The sequence below is a fragment of the Aliidiomarina quisquiliarum genome (assembly GCF_023922585.1).
Taxonomy (GTDB): Bacteria; Pseudomonadota; Gammaproteobacteria; order Enterobacterales; family Alteromonadaceae; genus Aliidiomarina; species Aliidiomarina quisquiliarum.
Genome location: NZ_JAMFTN010000052.1, coordinates 26,836 through 43,932 on the forward strand (window position 1 = coordinate 26,836; position 17,097 = coordinate 43,932).

At 47.6% G+C, this 17,097-nt stretch carries 10 protein-coding genes; 5 read left to right on the top strand and 5 right to left on the bottom strand.

Annotated elements, in window-relative coordinates; all coding sequences use genetic code 11:
- Positions 1-66: 66 nt before the first annotated feature.
- The 3 genes from M1L23_RS13745 to M1L23_RS13755 are packed head-to-tail and all read right to left on the bottom strand — an operon-like array spanning position 67 to position 4,434.
- Entirely contained in the window at positions 67-3,363 is a 3,297-nt protein-coding gene (locus tag M1L23_RS13745) for a S41 family peptidase (protein ID WP_252628006.1), read from the bottom strand.
- Positions 3,364-3,378: 15 nt separating this feature from the next.
- Positions 3,379-3,969, bottom strand: a complete 591-nt coding sequence (locus tag M1L23_RS13750; RefSeq protein WP_252628007.1) for a DUF502 domain-containing protein — start codon at positions 3,967-3,969, stop codon at positions 3,379-3,381.
- Between the two features lie 30 nt (positions 3,970-3,999).
- A complete protein-coding gene (locus M1L23_RS13755) occupies positions 4,000-4,434 on the bottom strand; it encodes an MAPEG family protein (protein WP_252628008.1) in 435 nt (144 codons plus the stop codon).
- A gap of 145 nt (positions 4,435-4,579) precedes the next feature.
- On the opposite strand from M1L23_RS13755, the gene M1L23_RS13760 reads away from it, so the two are divergent.
- Entirely contained in the window at positions 4,580-7,969 is a 3,390-nt protein-coding gene (locus tag M1L23_RS13760; RefSeq protein ID WP_252628009.1) for a PAS domain-containing hybrid sensor histidine kinase/response regulator, read from the top strand.
- Here M1L23_RS13760 and M1L23_RS13765 read toward each other — a convergent pair.
- A complete protein-coding gene (locus M1L23_RS13765) occupies positions 7,946-8,614 on the bottom strand; it encodes a response regulator transcription factor (protein ID WP_252628010.1) in 669 nt (222 codons plus the stop codon). The two genes, M1L23_RS13760 and M1L23_RS13765, sit on opposite strands and share 24 nt — an antisense overlap.
- A 142-nt stretch (positions 8,615-8,756) precedes the next feature.
- A complete protein-coding gene (locus M1L23_RS13770) occupies positions 8,757-11,057 on the bottom strand; it encodes a TonB-dependent receptor (protein WP_252628011.1) in 2,301 nt (766 codons plus the stop codon).
- A gap of 209 nt (positions 11,058-11,266) precedes the next feature.
- Here M1L23_RS13770 and M1L23_RS13775 point away from each other — a divergent pair, with 209 nt between their 5' ends.
- From M1L23_RS13775 to M1L23_RS13790, 4 genes are all read left to right on the top strand, one after another.
- A complete protein-coding gene (locus M1L23_RS13775; RefSeq protein ID WP_252628012.1) occupies positions 11,267-12,565 on the top strand; it encodes a GntP family permease in 1,299 nt (432 codons plus the stop codon).
- A 15-nt stretch (positions 12,566-12,580) separates the two neighbouring features.
- Complete coding sequence (locus M1L23_RS13780) at positions 12,581-14,218, top strand: long-chain fatty acid--CoA ligase (RefSeq protein ID WP_252628013.1); 1,638 nt, start codon at positions 12,581-12,583, stop codon at positions 14,216-14,218.
- 24 nt (positions 14,219-14,242) lie between these two features.
- The gene (locus tag M1L23_RS13785) at positions 14,243-15,415 is read left to right on the top strand and encodes an E22 family MetX-like putative esterase (protein ID WP_252628082.1); all 1,173 of its coding nucleotides are present in this window, start codon (positions 14,243-14,245) and stop codon (positions 15,413-15,415) included.
- A gap of 337 nt (positions 15,416-15,752) precedes the next feature.
- Positions 15,753-17,096, top strand: coding sequence for a flavin-containing monooxygenase (locus M1L23_RS13790; protein WP_252628014.1), 1,344 nt, complete (start codon positions 15,753-15,755; stop codon positions 17,094-17,096).
- Position 17,097 lies beyond the last annotated feature (1 nt).

Genomic DNA, 17,097 nt, shown 5'->3' on the forward strand with positions numbered 1-17,097 from the left:
TTCAAGCAGGGCTTATATATTGTGAGCCAAGCATGGAATAATTACTTGGCTGTAAGTGATTGCTAACTAGTTACGGCGAACTGGGTCGGCACCGTAAGGCGCGCTTAAGGAACCAGGCTTTAATTGTGGCCGCGGGTTCTGCTCGAGTAGCTTATGCAGTTCTGCAATACCACGTTCAAGTTGAGCGTCGCTGCCATTAAAGGTGGCATAGGGTAAGTTATTCACCTCAAGGTCTGGCTCTACACCGTAACCTTCCACCACCCAAGTTCCGTCCATGGCATGTTGTGGCGTTTCCGCAACACGAGCTAAACCGCGATCGGCTAGCGTATTGCGACCCGATAACCAAACGCCAGCACCAGTGGTGCGTTTACCTATCAGTGGGCCTAAGCCTAAGGTTTTTACCCCGGCAGAGAAGGTTTCGCCATCGGAATAGGTTAACTGGTCGGTTAATACCACAAACTGGCCACGGAAGGTTTGTTGCATGTTGGTATAACCTTCACCTTGGCGCGGTTGCCAGAACATCCAAGCACGGCGTAATAGCTTTTCAATAATCCAGCTGTCGATATTTCCCCCGCGGTTACGGCGTACGTCAATAATTAAACCGTCTTTGTCTACGTTGTCATAAAAGTCGCGAGCAAAGCTGGCAATGTCGTTAGCACCCATGGCGTAAATATGAATGTAACCATAGTTACCATCGCTAGCATTAGCTACCTTCGCACGGTTGCTATACACCCAGTCGTCGTAACGTAAGCGGTGATCTCTTGAAGTAGAAACCGGCTCAACTACGGTTGACCAACTACTGCGGCCACGCTGTAAGTCAACACGTACCTGCTTACCTACTTGGCCACGCAAGGCAGTGGTTAAGTCGCCTAGGTGTTTTATTGGCGCACCGTTAATGTGAGTAATAACATCGCCCACAGACGCCTTAACACCAGCTTGAGCTAAAGGTGAAGCACTAGCAGGAAGTTCGGGGTCGGTTTGATAAATGTGTTTTATCTCTAAGCCGTTGGCATGGTTAGCAAAAGCCGCCGCTAGGCTTGCTGCCGTTGGTAAATGGTCGCGTGTTGTGTACTCACCGCCACGCACTTGCGAATGTAACACGTTTAATTCACTCAGTAACTGGGCAAACAAGTCGTCAAGTTCGTTTCGGTCGGTTAAACGAGCCACCAAGGGTGAGTACTGCTCGTGCATGGCGTTCCAGTCGACACCGCGCATATTGCGGTCGAACAAGAAATCGCGGTGCATTAGCCAAGCGTCGTGGAACATTTGCTGCCATTCAACCTGCGGGTTAAGTGCAAGCTGCCATTGGCTAGTGGCAATGCGAGATTTGCTTAAGTCACTTGGGGCACTGGCGCCGGCATCGACCACAAACATGTCTTCAGGTTTTCTTTGGCGGAAGAACAAACGCTTTCCGTCATTGGAAAGTTGGTAACTAGTAACGTTACTGGCGAAGCTGTCGCGGCTAATGTCTGTTTGCGCAAATGGAATTTGGTACAAAGTAGCAGGGCCATTATTGCGTGCTTGTACGTATAAACGAGACTCAGACACCGTTAAATTATAGTAGTTGTCGGCTTCTACTGGTACTTGCCACAAACGTTCGGCTAAGCCGTCCCAGTCAATAAGCTTGGCTCGACGCCGGGCGGTACGTTCGGCTTCAGCAACTGCGTTGTCACAATGAGATACTTCTGTTGGCGGCGCGAATGGAAAGCAAGCCTGCTGCTTAAGCGCCACGGCAAATAGCTGTGTGCGTTTGTTAAACATTGGGCCCATATTGCGGTCGCCCCAAGGGCTGGTTGGGGTTGCTTTGAAGTTACGATCAGACAAAAAATACAGCCAGTTACCGTCGGTACTAAAGCTAGGAGAATACGATTCGTATTTATTTGAGGTTAATACCTCGGTACGTTGATCGGAAAAAGAGTGTAATACAACTTGGCTACGAGAGCCGGTTAAGTCGGTACGGGCAAAAGCAACCGCCTTGCTGTCGGCAGACCAAGCTAAGCTACTTATGGGTGAATGACCATTGGCACCAGAATATACTTTGGTGTTTTTGTTATTGCTAAGATCAAGCAACCAAAGATTACCGTCTTTGTCGTCGTGGGCAATATACTTGCCGTTTGGCGACAGATATAAATTCCATCGGAAGGTGCTACCGTCGGTGGTTAAGCGCTTGGCATCATCAGAGCCGTCGGCAGCAAAACGCCAAATTTCATTTTCACCGCTTTGGTCATTAATTGCATAAACCCATTTGCCGTCGTGGCTAATAATAGCGTTGCGCGAGCGACTTGCATCGGGTGTATCAATGTTCACTAGCCGGCGCGGTGCTTTGGCAGCAAGTGCAATTTGGCTACGAGCGGTAAGCACTACTTGCTCGCTACTACCCCCAAAACTAACGTTGGTTAAATAATCTAGTGGCTTAGTTAACCACCGCTCTTGGCGCTGACGAAAGTCGCTGGCTAAGGCTAGCTTTAGCTCTGAACCTTGGTTATTGGTTAAGTTTAGGGTGTGTAAATCAGCCCCTTGCTGGTACACAATAGTGCCGTTAGAAAGGGTAGCGTCCCACACCTGCCAGTCGCTGAAGTGGGTATGCTGAGTAAAGTTGCCGCCGGCTGCGGGTACCGACCAAATATTAGGAGTGCCGTCGGCGTCGCTAATAAAGTACACCCGGCCTTGCCAATACATAGGCTTGCGCACAGAGCCGGCATGGCCTGCGGTTAAATGCACCGCTTCTTCATTACTACCTAAGGTATAACGCCAAATTTCACCCATGGCACCACCACGGTAAACGCGGGCGTTATCGGTGGTAGCTTGCAGGCCAAAGCGGGTAAAGAATAACTGTTTGCCTTCGCTGTCGGTTACACCTTCAATAGCGTCAACCAAAGGAATGGTTTCGGTGTGTAGTGTTTGTGGGTTTACTTTACGAAGTACCCACTGGTTGGCAGGGCCCATTACATGGTCGGTAGAATAAATAATGTCGCCATTTGGGGTCCAACTTTGTAGGCGCACTCGGCTTTGCTCGAAGCTAATACGTTTCGGCGTACCGCCACTAATAGGCATAACATAGACTTCAGTAGCGCCTTCGTAGTTGGCCACAAAGGCTAGCCATTCGCCATTCGGTGAAAGTTTTGCGGTGTGCTCTTCTGCTGCGCTCGAGGTTAAGCGTTGTGGAGCAGAAGCGGCAAGGTCAGTGAGCCAAATGTCACCTTCAGCAGTGAACACTAGGTTATTACCTACTAAATGTGGGGCGCGGTAATAACCTTGGTTTGATTGCTCGGTTTGGGTAGCTGCTAGCAAGGTAGGTGTAGTCACCAAGCCTGCTAATATTAAACCCGAGAGCACCAAAGAAAGAGGGGCCGTTCGTTTCATGAAATGTTCCTAGTTTTATTTGTTGGTGCCTAGGCCTCCACTTAATACAAGTTGTAAGGCTTCGGCGGGCTTCATGTCGATATTGCGGGTGCAGCTTCGCGGCACAATAATAGTGTAGCCACCCACGTTGTAGGCCATGGGTAAAAACACCGCAAGCTGGTCTTCGGCTAATAACGCCGACATCTTGTCATCTTTTATACCCCCTTTCTTAGTGACAATGCCAATGAGTTCAACGTCAGATTGGGGGAGTTTAACGAGAACAACCGATTCGTCGGCAAAGTTTTTACCCGACATTACATCAACAAGGTCTTGCAGCATGCCATATATTTGCTTGCTACCTGGTATGCGCAGTAAAATACGGCCCGGCAACTGCCAGAACCAGCCAATGCCTTTGTAGCGAGCACTAAAGCCAATAATAAAGCAAAGCAATAGAAAGCTAAGAATTCCTAAACCAGGCAGGTACCACTTATCGGGCAAGGCAAAAGAAAGTATGGGCGCTGTCCACGCCTCCATTTTAGCTAGTAGCCAGCGTAACAACTCAATAGTAATAATAACCGGCAGTAAAATAGCCAAGCCACGTAAAATAGACTGAACAAATAACTTCATGCTTAATTTTATCCTGTTTAAAGGCCTTGCTTAGCTGGCGCTAAACAGCGCTATAAAACCTAAAACAATAAGTGCACAGTTGGCAAACCAAGCCAGCATAAAAAACCAAGTGCGTGGGCTGGGGTTTTTATTTGTAGCTATTGAGTAATAAAGCACCATGTGAGCAAAGCGAGCTATAACCATAATGGCTATACATACTTGGGTCCAAACGGGGTTAGCGCCAGTGAAAATAGCAAACACCCCTGCTCCCAGCATGGTACCAAGGTTTTCAATGGTGTTTTGGTGCGTGCGCCAAGCACGAAATACAAAGCTTTTATGCGCGCGCTCTTGCTCGGGGGCCATGCCAGGAATTGCCCCGGGTTGGCGTGCTTTGCTAGCGCTGGCAACAAGCCATTGCACCATAACTAGGCTGAGTAACAAGCCAAGCCAGAGTATACTGCCTGAATATAGTGAAAGGTTAATCATAGCCGCTCCATTATTATTGTTAGTTACTATAGGTTAGCGTATTAATAGTTCACGGTCGCTAGTTGAATAGCGCTATTTAATTAAATGTACGAATTAACGCACTACCAATTGCCAATCTACTTGTTCCGTGCTGATATGGATTTCTATGTTGCCTGTTGCCCTTGTTTTATTTACCGCGCTAACTTACTTTTTAGTACTGTTTAGTATTGCCTACCGTGGTGAGCGCCGCCGCCAAGACACGCCAAAACCATGGCGCTATACTCTTGTGCTTGGTGTTCACTGTACCACTTGGGCATTTTACGGCACAGTTACCCAGGCGGTTCATTATGGCTGGAGTTTTGCTCCAACCTACGCGGGCGCCATTTTGGTTTTTCTTTTTGCGCACGGTATTTTAATGAAAACATTAAGTGCCGTGCGTGAGCATAACTTAAACTCTATTTCCGACTTTATTGGCTCGCGTTATTCGAAGTCACATGGCATAGCGGCAGCAGTAGCTATTATTGCCCTTATTGCCTTAGTTCCCTATATATCACTGCAGTTACGCGCAATTACAGCTAGTTTCTCGAGTGTTACCGGTGCAGCATCAACTAATATACCTTGGTTTTCAGACCTTTCAGCAGGTGTCGCTTTAGCCATGATAGGCTTTTCAATTTTATTTGGCGCCAGACGTTTAAGCTTAGCAGAGAAACACCCAGGGCTAATGGACGCAGTTGCTTTCGAGTCGGTAATCAAACTAGCCGCCTTTATTATTGTTGGCTTATTCTGCACCTATTATTTATTCGATGGTTTGAATGATTTATTACTACAAGCATCGCAAAACCCAGTAACTCAAAACATTTTAGTGGCTAAGCCTAATGGCTCCTATATTTACATTACTCACATGCTCTTAGGGGCGTTGTCTATGCTGGTATTGCCACGCCAGTTTCATGTGAATTTTGTTGAAAACTTACACCCCGACGAATTACGTACGGCCCGTTGGGGCTTTCCACTTTATTTATTTGCTATAAATTTCTTTATTTTGCCTATTGCCCTTGCTGGTGGCTTGCTGGTACCAGAGTTTCGTTATCAAGACACTTTTATGCTGGCGTTGCCTATTTTTGCCGAGCGCCCAGATATCGCCTTAATTGCTTTTATTGGCGGTTTAGCGGCGGGCACCAGTATGGTTATTATGGCCACGCTATCGTTAAGCATAATGATTTCTAACGACGTAATAACCCCCATGTGGCTTAAATTTCGCTCGAGCAAAAACTTAGCTTTAAGTTTAACGCCAGGGTTGGTGTTAACTATTCGCCGGCTAATTATGGTGGGCATTATTTTGCTGGCCTACTTTTATCACGTGGCCACTCAAACTGGCATGCCATTGGTAAGTAATGGGTTAATTGCAATGGCGCTGATGGCGCAAACGGCTCCTGCTTTAATAGGTGGTTTACTATGGGAGCGAGCCAATAAGTATGGTGTAGTTGCCGGCCTTGTTGCGGGCTCCGCACTATGGATTTACTTACTGCTATTGCCGTCGTTACAACTTTCCGCCAACGACTCTCTAGCGCGACTTACCGACACGGATATAAACCAAGGTGTATGGTTAAGCTTAGGCATTAATATAGCCTTGTATGTAATAGTGTCGTTGTTAACAAAGGTACCGGTGCACGAACGCCATAACGCGCAACGGTTTGTTAATCCGGGGCGCTCTAGCCATGCGGGTGCCTTAGAACGAAACGTAACCTGGGGGCGGTTGCGTAGTGTTTTGGCGCGCTTTATTGATCAGCGCGACGCCACCCGGCTTGATAAGCGTTTAGGGGTGGCTATAGGTTCTGCGCCGAGTGAAGGCATGGTGCCGGCATTAATGTTACTGCGTATTGAACGAGAACTTGCAGGGGCAATAGGTAGTGCTGCTAGCCGGTTGCTGATCGACGCTTTAGCGCGGCAGTCGCATGTGTCGGTTGAAGAAGTGGTTGACTGGGCCTCCGAAGCGTCGGAACTGTACCGATTTAACCGCGAACTATTACAAGCCTCTGTCGAAAACATTCCTCAAGGTATCAGTGTAATCGACGTAGACTTGCGTTTAGTGGCATGGAATCGCCGTTATCTTACCATATTTGAATATCCAGAAGGTTTTATTCAGGCGGGCATGTCGGTAGCCGACATACTGCGGTATAACGCCAGCCGTGGTTTGTTTGGTGTGCCGAACGAAGACATTGACGCCGAAATTGAAAAGCGGCTCGACTATTTGCGCTCTGGCAGCGCTTACCGTTATCAGCGTAGCCAGGCCGACGGGTTAGTAATTGAATTGCAAGGCTCGCCAATGCCCGATGGCGGCTTTGTGACTACTTACACCGATGTAACCGAATTAGTGGAAGCGCAAGAAAAATTAAAGCGTATTAACCTTGAGCTAGAGCAGCGGGTGTCGGAACGCACGCACCAGCTGTTAGAAGCAAAGCATGCCGCAGAGCAAGCCCATGCCAGCAAGTCACGCTTTTTTGCTGCGGCTAGTCACGATCTAATGCAACCCTTTAATGCTGCTATTTTATTTTGTGAAATGCTGGAAAAGCGCAGTGAAGGAGAGTCGTTGCACTTTGCTCAGCAAATTCAGCGCTCGTTACAAAATGCTGAAGAGCTGCTAACTATGCTATTGGAAATGACCAAGCTAGACTCTGGCAAATTACAGCCCGACTTACGCCGAATTCCACTGGCCGACATTATGCTGCCCTTAGTAGAAAGCAGCCGTGCCCTTGCAGCCGAAAAAGGGTTGCAATTTAATGTGGCAGACTCGTCGGCGGTGGTGTTAACCGACGCGAAATTATTACGCCGTGTGTTACAAAACCTGTTATCAAATGCGGTGCGCTATACCAACAGCGGCAAAGTGCTATTTGGAGTACGTCGTCGTGGTGGTTATGTTGAAGTGCAAGTGATCGACACGGGGCGGGGTATTCCTTTAGCGCAGCAAGAAAAAATATTTGATGAGTTTCACCAGCTCGACAAGAAAGCTGAAAACCCCGGCTTAGGTTTGGGTTTAGCCATTGTTGAGCGTATGTGCCGATTGTTAAATATGCCTATTAGTTTGCAGTCTATCCCTAATAAAGGCACTTGTTTTAGCGTGCGTATTCCTGTGGTTGGCTGGCAAAAAATTAGTAAGCCTCAGTTAGTGCAAGCCATCCACGAGCCTTCAACAGCGCTATTAAAGGGTAAGCGGGTGATGGTAATTGATAACGACCGCGCAGTGCGCGAAGCTTTGTCGTCGCTACTTGCCGACTGGGGGGCAATTGTTTCAGCTTGCCATACGCCAGCAGAAGCCTTAGCGCTTACTGAAATGCCAGAGCTTATGTTGGTTGACTATCATTTAGACGACGGTGAAATAGGCGTTGATGTAATTCGGCGCATGCGGGTAAAGTGGAATAAAACGATACCTGCTATTGTTAACACGGCGGACCCAAATGAAGCCATACGGGAAGAAGTAGTAGAAGCACGGGCCTTATTTTTGCCTAAGCCAGTAAAGAAAATAGCATTAAAGCGGTTAATCAAACGACTGCGGGTTTGAGTCTTCTTCGCCAGCGCGTAGCATGTCTTTAAAAATTACCCCCGCTTGCGTTCGGTTTATAACACCAAGCTTGCGTAAAATTGCCGACACGTGCTGTTTTATTGTGGTTTCTTGAACTTGTAATTCCCAGGCAATTTGCTTATTCAACAGGCCGTCAGCAATACAGCTAAGCACCTTAAACTGTTGTGGGGTAAGTTGTTCTAGCCTATAGGCAAAGTCTTCGCTTTCTGCATCAGGTTCGTTGGCGGGTGTTTGGCGCAAGTGTTCCGGTAGCCAATTGTCCCCATTTAAAACAATTTCAACTGCTTCTTTGATCATGGGTAAGGGCGCCGACTTAGGTACATAAGCACTGGCACCAAAGGCCATAGCTCGGCGAATAACGTCGGGGCTTTCGTTGGCCGACACAATAATAACTAAAATGTCGGGAAATAAATTACGCACCGCAGTTAACCCGGTTAAGCCTTGGTTACCTGGCATATTTAAGTCTAATAGTACCAACTCAATTTGTCGCTCACGCTCAAGTAACTCTTGTAGCGCAGGAAAGCTTTCCGCCTCCAAAACATCGCCACTTAAGGTTTCTGACAGCGCTTGTTTAAGAGCGGCACGAAATAGAGGGTGGTCATCAGCAATTACAGCTCTAGCCATGTTGTTCCATGTATTCATTCAAGTATAGGCCTAATGTTGTACCCGAAGCACCGCCGAACCGCAACTGGAACCGCAGCAAGAAAAAAGCCACCAACCCATAGGGGTGGTGGCTAAAGGTTAACCAGAGAACTATGTTACATGCTTAGAAACGGTAACCAACAGTTAGAGAAACAGTGCGTGGTTCCCCGTAGTAGCCGATTAACGTTGTGTCGCCACCAAGACCAGGTAAGAACTGGCCAGGGTTAGCAGGGTCTGGGCTTAAGAAGGCATAGTTACCTACTAAGAATTCTTCTTGAGTAAGGTTTTTGCCGTGTAGGCCCACGTTCCATTTGCCATTTGCGCTATACCAGTTAATCCCAAGGTTTAGCATGCCGTAGGCGTCTTGAGTTAGCAGGTTGTCGAGCTCGTTTAAGCCGTAGCTGCTGCGGTAGCTGTAGTTACCGTTGAACACTAGGTCGCCATTAGCGAGGGTGGTGTCGTAGCTAAAGCCAATATTGGCAGTGGTTTTAGGTGTATTGGTAATAACGAAGCTGTCGGTAATATCAATTTGATTACCTTGCGCGTCGAAACTCATTACGTTACTAAAATTTGCGTCAATTAGCCCCAAGTTACCGTAGATGGCTAGGTTATTGGAGGCAATCCAGGTGACTTCTAATTCAAAACCTGTTGCGTCCGAAGTACCTACGTTCGCTAAGCGCTGGTTCAGTACTGTGGCATCGTTAGGGTCTGGAATAACCGACACGTACTGACGGTTTTTGTGGTCTAACATGAATGCGGTGGCGTTCACCCGCAAGCTATTCGTCACGTCGCTTTTCACCCCAATTTCGTATGAATATACGTCTTCCGGGTTAGCTGCCGGCTCTGCAGTTTCTGCTCGAGGGTTAAAGGTACCCGACTTAAAGCCTTGGCCAAAACTTGCATAGAACATAGTGTCGCGGCTGTGGCGGTATTCAACCCCAACGCGTGGCGTTAGCTTGTTCCATGTTTTGCTGTCATCGAGTACCACGGGCGTGCCCACCGAAGGGTCGCGTACATAGCCAGGAATCCAGCCCGACTCAGGGTAAATAGTATCGAATACCAAGCCGTTTCGTACTAAAGCTTCTTTCTTATCACGGGTATAACGCAAGCCGGCGGTTACTGACCACTTGTCGCTTAAGTTATAGGTACCCTGAGCATAGGCAGCTTGGCTGGTGCTGTCGGAACAACCAGCAACCTCACGGGTTAAACCAGGGGTACCAAAGGCACCTTGGCCTAACACTTCAAGAATTGCGTCAAATACACCACACGACTCGGCGTCGTAGTAGTACACGCCCGACACAACTGTTAGGTTGTCGGTACGATAATTCATTTGAAACTCTTGGGTGAACCATTTGTCTTCGTATATGGCAGGTACGTCGAAAATTCGCTCGGAGGTGTTGTCGAAGTCAATGTTAACTGGCGAGTAGTTTTCACGCCGAGAAGTAATTGAACGTAATGTAATAGCGTCGCTGAATTCCCAGTCAACCGTTAAGCTAACCCCCTCGGTTTCCACTTTGTTCTCGGTGGGTAAACTGGTGTATGAATCATAAATACTGTCTGGTACAGGCGCATTGGTAACAATACTTGGCAGTAAACGGTAACCACCTTTCGAGTTCGACTTGTCATCGGTGCGGTCGTAGGCAAGGCGTACAAACACGTCTTCCGACGGGTACCATTCAACGGTACCGCGCATGGCTTGTAAGTCTTTATCGTAGTTTTGCATGTCTTGGTTAGGCAATGCGCTAGTAAGGAATTTACCATAACCGTCGCGTTGTAGGTTGGCGTAACCAAAACCGAAATAAAGGGTGTTGTCGATCAGTGGAATTTCACCCGTCAGTTTTAGATCGCGTTGATTGAAACTTCCCACAGTACCGGAAGCAAAAAACTCACGTTCGCCCGACATGCGGCGCGTTACATACTTAACAGCACCACCAATAGTGTTCTTGCCGTAAAGCGTACCTTGTGGACCCCGTAACACTTCTACCCGCTCAACGTTAAGAATGTCGAGTACGGCACCTTGTGGGCGAGCAACATAAATGTCGTCAATATAAATACCCACGCCCGGCTCATAGCCCCATAATGGGTCTTCTTGGCCTACGCCACGAATAAATGCGGTAATGGTAGAGTTCGTACCACGGCTTTGCTGCAGCGTAGTGTTTGGTGAAAATTGGGCTACTTCAAGAATGGTTGAAATACCACGCTCTTGTAGGTCTTTGTCGCTAATAGAAGTTACTGCTACAGGCACGTCTTGAATACTTTCTATGGTGCGCCGTGCGGTAACTTCAATACGCTCTAGCGTGCGAGCTTCAGTTTTGCCTTGTTCGTTGGCCTCTTGCTCTTGTGCGACAGCTGTTGCCATCATACCCGCCATAGCAGCGGTAACCGCTAAAGCGCACAGTGAGCGTTTGAAGGTTACTTGTCTCATGTTTCTTTCCCCTTGGGTTCGCTATCTCCCGGCTATTAGCCAGGGACTTTTATTGTATGCGAACAAACTTTAGCCTAAAGCCAGCAGTTTGTGACCTGTACCATAGTACTATGGGTATGAGCGCCGTCCTGAATAACAATACAGCCTACTGTAAAACCGTGTAACAGCTTAGGTTGCATGCACACAAAAAGAATAAAAGAGAGGCTAATATGTTGAGTATGTTGGGTTTAGTGGGCGGCTTAGTGCTGTTGATCATACTAACATTGCGTGGATGGAACTTATTTATTAGTGCACCTTTGTGCGCTTTGTTCGTGGCAATGACAGCCCAAGTTCCGGTTTTTGTTGGCGACATAAACTTTGTCGACAGCTATATGAATAGTTTTTCAAGCTTTGTTGCGTCCTGGTTTTTAATGTTTTTACTAGGCTCTATTTTCGGTAAGTTTATGGAAGATACCGGCGCAGCAGACAGCGTGGCAGGCTGGATTATTAATAAACTGGGTAAAAACCAAGCCGTTTTAGCGGTGGTGTTGGCTTGTGCGATTTTAACCTATGGTGGGGTGAGCGTATTTGTGGTGGCATTTTCAGTGTACCCCATGGCACTTAGCTTATTTAAAGACGCCAACTTGCCGCGGCGCTTTATACCCGCAGCACTCGCTTTTGGCTCGGTTACTTTTACCATGACTTCAGCAGGCTCACCTGAAATTCAAAACTGGATACCCGTGCAATATTTAGGTACGTCACCTTGGGCGGCTTGGGAAGTAAGCCTAGTAGTAGCAGTTATTATGTTTATTGTTGGTTACTGGTGGCTTATGGCCATGATTAAAAAAGCCGTTGGCCGCGGTGAAAGCTTTGTGACCCGAGCCAGCGATCCGATATTAGTAGAGCGTAAATTACCGCACCCAGTTACCGGCATATTACCTCTGCTAGTTGTTCTTGGGCTGTCGTTCGCCTTTCATGAAGCCTTAGCGCAAAAAGCCTTAATTGTGGCTTTAACCGGTGGCGTGCTTGCCATTATGGCAATTAACTGGTCCTTCTTTAGCGACATGCAAGAAGCTTTAGGTAGCGCCACCACGGGCGCGCTTATCGCAATTGGTAACACGGCGGCAGTGGTGGGCTTTGGCGGTGTTGCCAAAGTAACACCAGCGTTCGACGTGGCGGTGGCTGCCATGACATCTATTCCGGGTAATGAGCTAGTGGGTGCGGCTATAGCCGTAAGCGTGATAGCCGGCTTAACAGGGTCGGCTTCGGGTGGGCAAGTTATCGCATTACCTGAAGTAGCCCCGCACTATCTTGATCAAGGCGTAAACCCTGAACAATTACATCGGGTGGTGTCTATTTCTTCCGGTGCCCTCGACTCGTTACCCCACAATGGTTATGTGGTGACAACTATTCGTGCAATTTGTAATGAAAAACACAGCGACGCTTACTGGGCGGTTGGAGCGGTAACCGTTGTGGTGCCAGTTATTGGCTTAACCATTGCGATTGCCCTGTTCAACTTTTTTTCATAGAGGTTTGAGGTAAATATGAGTACTCAAGCAATACGCGGCGACGTAATGGAAACACCGCTGCTGATCATCGACATGTTGGCCTATGCCAACCAGCGTTTTCCAGACAAGGAAATAATTTCTCGCTTACACGACAACAGCATTCATCGTACCAGTTATGCAAATACATGGGCGCGTACCGCTCAGCTTGGCCATGCGCTTGAAGCTCTTGGCGTACAAAGTGGCGACTTTGTTGCTTCAATGGCGTGGAATACTCACCGCCACGTGGAGCTTTATTATGGTATAGCAGGGCTAGGCGCCGTCTTGCATACGGTAAATCCGCGCTTGTTTTCCGAACAAATTGAATATGTTATTAATCATGCAGAAGACACTTACGTTTTTGTCGATTTAGGATTTGTAGCCCAGCTCGAAGAAGTTGCCCCGCAATTAACCACCGTAAAGGGTTATATTATTCTTTGCGATGCCCATGAAATGCCACAAACCAGCTTAACTAATGTGCATTGTTACGAAACCCTACTTGCTGAGCAGGCAAGCAATTTCCCCTGGCCTACCTTCGACGAACATCAGGCAGCTATTTTATGCTACACCTCGGGCACTACGGGTAACCCGAAGGGGGTGCTGTATTCGCACCGCTCGATGGTACTGCATGCGCAAGCTTCGGCGTCGTCGGCATTGCTTGATTTGCGTGAAGACACGGTACTACTACCTATGGTGGCAATGTACCATATTGGGGCATGGGGTGCGCCTTATGCTGCGCCGTTAGCTGGTAGCAGCTTGGTACTGCCAGGGCACGGCATGGACGGCGCAAGCATGTGGCAACTTATTCGCGATGAAAAAGTAAATGTAGGCCTAGGCGTACCCACTATTTGGCTAACTTTACATAATTACTTACAAGACCAAGGTATTACAAAACTACCTTTAGAACGAGTTTGTGTGGGGGGGGCGGCCTCTCCGCTGGGGCTAGTGAAAACCTTCGACGAAGACTACAACATTTATTGGCAGCCTATTTGGGGCATGACAGAAACTGGCCCGCTGGTCACCTCGTTACCTCCCACCAAGGCCATAATGGCGCTCGATAAAAGTACCCGTTACGGCAAACAAACCACCGCCGGCAAAGCCTGTTTTGGTATCGATATGGAAATATTCGATGACGACGATCAGCCGCTCCCGCATGACGGCATTGCTTCTGGTGAGCTGCGTGTACGGGGTCCTTGGATATGCGCACAATACTTTAAAAACAACGACACTAGTAATTTTCCTAATGGTTGGTTAGCAACAGGCGACATTGCGGTTATTGACCGGGAAGGCCACATGAAAGTGGTAGACCGCACTAAAGACGTAATTAAAAGCGGTGGTGAATGGATTAGTTCGCTTGAAATTGAAAGCATTGTTAGCCAACACCCAGCGGTAAACGAATGTTGTGTGGTTGGGGTAAAACACGCTAAGTGGGATGAAAGGCCGTTGTTATTGGTGGTGCCCGTAAAAGGCCAAGAGGTAACGGCTGCCATGATGGTAGAGCACCTAACCGGCCGCATTGCTAAGTGGTGGATGCCCGACGACTTAGTGGTGGTGGCCGACTTTCCACGCACCGGCACTGGCAAAGTGCTAAAGCGTGAATTGCGCAATCAATACATTGACTACTTGATAAAGAAATAATTGCAGGAGCACACTATGAAACGCATGAATATTTGGCTAACGAGCATTGCGCTACTATTTTTAATGGGCTGTTCACAAGACGCCGTAAGTTCACAATTTGTTGAAAAGAAAGAATTTGTGACAGAAAACTTTGCCACTCACGGGGGGGAAACCATTGCGGAAGTGCGCGTGGGCTGGGAAGCTTATGGCACACTAAACGCCGCTAAAGACAACGTTATTCTTATTACCCACTTTTTCTCGGGTAATAGCCATGCAGCCGGGCGTTATGCAGAAACAGATCCTTTCCCAGGTTATTGGGACGCTATAATTGGACCTGGCAAAGCCATCGACACAAATAAGTTTTATGTTATCAGCTCAGACACTTTAGTGAACCAAGAGCCGCATAATCCAAATGTAATTACCACAGGGCCAGCCAGCATTAACCCAGCTACGGGCAAACCGTATGGACTAGACTTTCCAGTGGTTACTATTCGTGACTTTGTGAATGTACAAAAAATGTTACTAGAAAGTCTTGGTATTGAACGACTCCATGCAGTGGTTGGAGCTTCGATGGGCTCTTTACAGGCATTAGAATGGTCGGTAGCCTACCCTGATCAAGTCGACCGTATGATCTCTGTTATAGGCATGGGTGAAAGTGATCCTTGGACTATTGCTACCCTGCAGCAGTGGGCGAACCCTATTATGGCAGATCCGAACTGGAATAATGGCGACTACTATGCTGCTGAACCGCCTACAGCTGGTGTTACACAAGCGGTTATGGCTATTACTCTGCAAGCGCAGCATCCGCTTATTTTTAATCAGCTAAATGCGGCAAGCTCTGCGAAAGAAAAAGCACCTTTACATAACATTCGTTCTAATTTTGCTGTGGTTGATCAACTTAAAGCTGCAGCAGGCGCTCGTGCAACCTATGCCGATGCAAACCATATTTTATACCTAGTGCGCGCTAACCAGTTGTTTATGGCAGGCCACGGAGAAAGCCTAGAGGCTGGCTTGTCGCGGGTTAAGGCGGCTACTCTGTTCCTTCCTGCAGCGAATGACCTATTGCTACAGCCTTATTTAGCACAGCGAGCACATAACATACTGAAACAACAAGGTAATACGACCGATTATGAGGAAATACAAGGGCCGTGGGGGCATTTAGACGGCGTATTCACTATTGCTACTAAAGCAGAAAAAATTCGTCTTTTTTTACAATAACTTACGGAACACTATCGGAATGTAACAAGGTTGTTTTTGAATATAGCATTCACTATGCTAATATTCGTAATGTTCTCGTTTGTTGTGTTGTGTCATGGCACGAACAAGGTTGGTTCGACGTGGTTTCGCCACGGTATTGGAAGGACAATGTAAAAACAAGAACTCAATACCGAGTGCACACAGGGACGTGTGCTTTTAAATAATATTTCTTCTCCACCTCTCCTTTTATCTGCGAACATCTTTAACTGCAAAAACACCCCTTGCCTAAATTAAAACGTGATTTGTACATATAACTCGCTAGTATAGATGGGGTTATAAACATATTGAGTAGGCAAAAATGGGTACAGCACATACCACTGCAGCTAACGGCAAACGACCTTACGCCCTGATTGGCGCCGGCCCTATGGGTTTGGTTATGGCCCGCGAGTTATTGCGTTACGGAATCGACTTTCAAGGCTTTGAAATGCACAGTGGCCCCGGTGGCTTATGGGACATTGAAAACCCCCATAGCACCATGTATGAAAGCGCTCATTTAATTAGCTCAAAAACCATGACTGAAATAGCCGAGTTCCCCATGGCTAAGTCGGTAGCAACTTACCCAAGCCATCGCGACGTGGGGCTATATTTCAAAGACTATGCCCACCACTTTAAGTTAAACGAAAAATATCAATATAACGCCAAGGTACTAAAGGTTATTAAATTAGCCGCAGACCACTGGCAAGTTATTTGGCAACATACAGAAACCAACGAAGAATTTACCTTTGCAGCGGCAGGCGTGTTAATAGCCAGCGGTACTTTGCATTATCCGAACACGCCTAAACTACCGGGTAACTATACTGGCGAGGCCATACATGCGGCAGCCTATCGTTATCCGCAGAGCTTTAATGGCCAGCGCGTGCTTATTGTAGGTTGTGGAAATAGCGCCTGCGACATCGCGGTAGACGCAGTACACCATGCACAGGAAGTGGGTTTAAGTGTGCGCCGCGGCTATTATTTTTTCCCTAAGTTTGTGTTTGGTAAACCTATCGACACGCTAGGTGGCAAGCTTAAACTACCTACGCGGCTAAAGCAGTGGCTCGACAGCCTTATTGTTAAAGCCCTAGTAGGCAAGCCAAGCAAATACGGTTTGCCCGACCCCAACTACCGAATTTATGAGTCGCATCCAGTAATGAACTCCCTGGTGTTGCATTATCTTGGCCATGGCGACATTCAACCACGCAGCGCTATTACCCATACGTCAGGCTTAACAGTTCATTTTGCCGATGGTACCAAAGCCGAGTACGACAAAATTGTGTTTGCTACTGGCTATAAACTGCATTATCCGTTTATCGACAATACCTTGTTAAATTGGCAAGGGCCCGCACCGCATTTATATTTAAACGTGTTTAACCCTAATGAACCTAATGTGTGCATGCTCGGTATGATCGAAGCCACAGGCTTAGGCTGGCAGGGCCGAGTTGAGCAAGCGGAACTAGTTGCCTTATATTTAAAAGCGAAAGCTAGCAAGGCAGGTTTAAGCCCGCAGTTAACCGCAGCGATTAAGGGCAATAACGAAACCTTCAGCGGCGGCATCAATTATTTAAAGCTCGATCGTATGGCCTATTACGTAAATAAAGACTTATACCGAGCCACTGTGGCTCAGCATTGCCGAGAGCTTAAGCACCGGTTAGGCGTGGCATAAT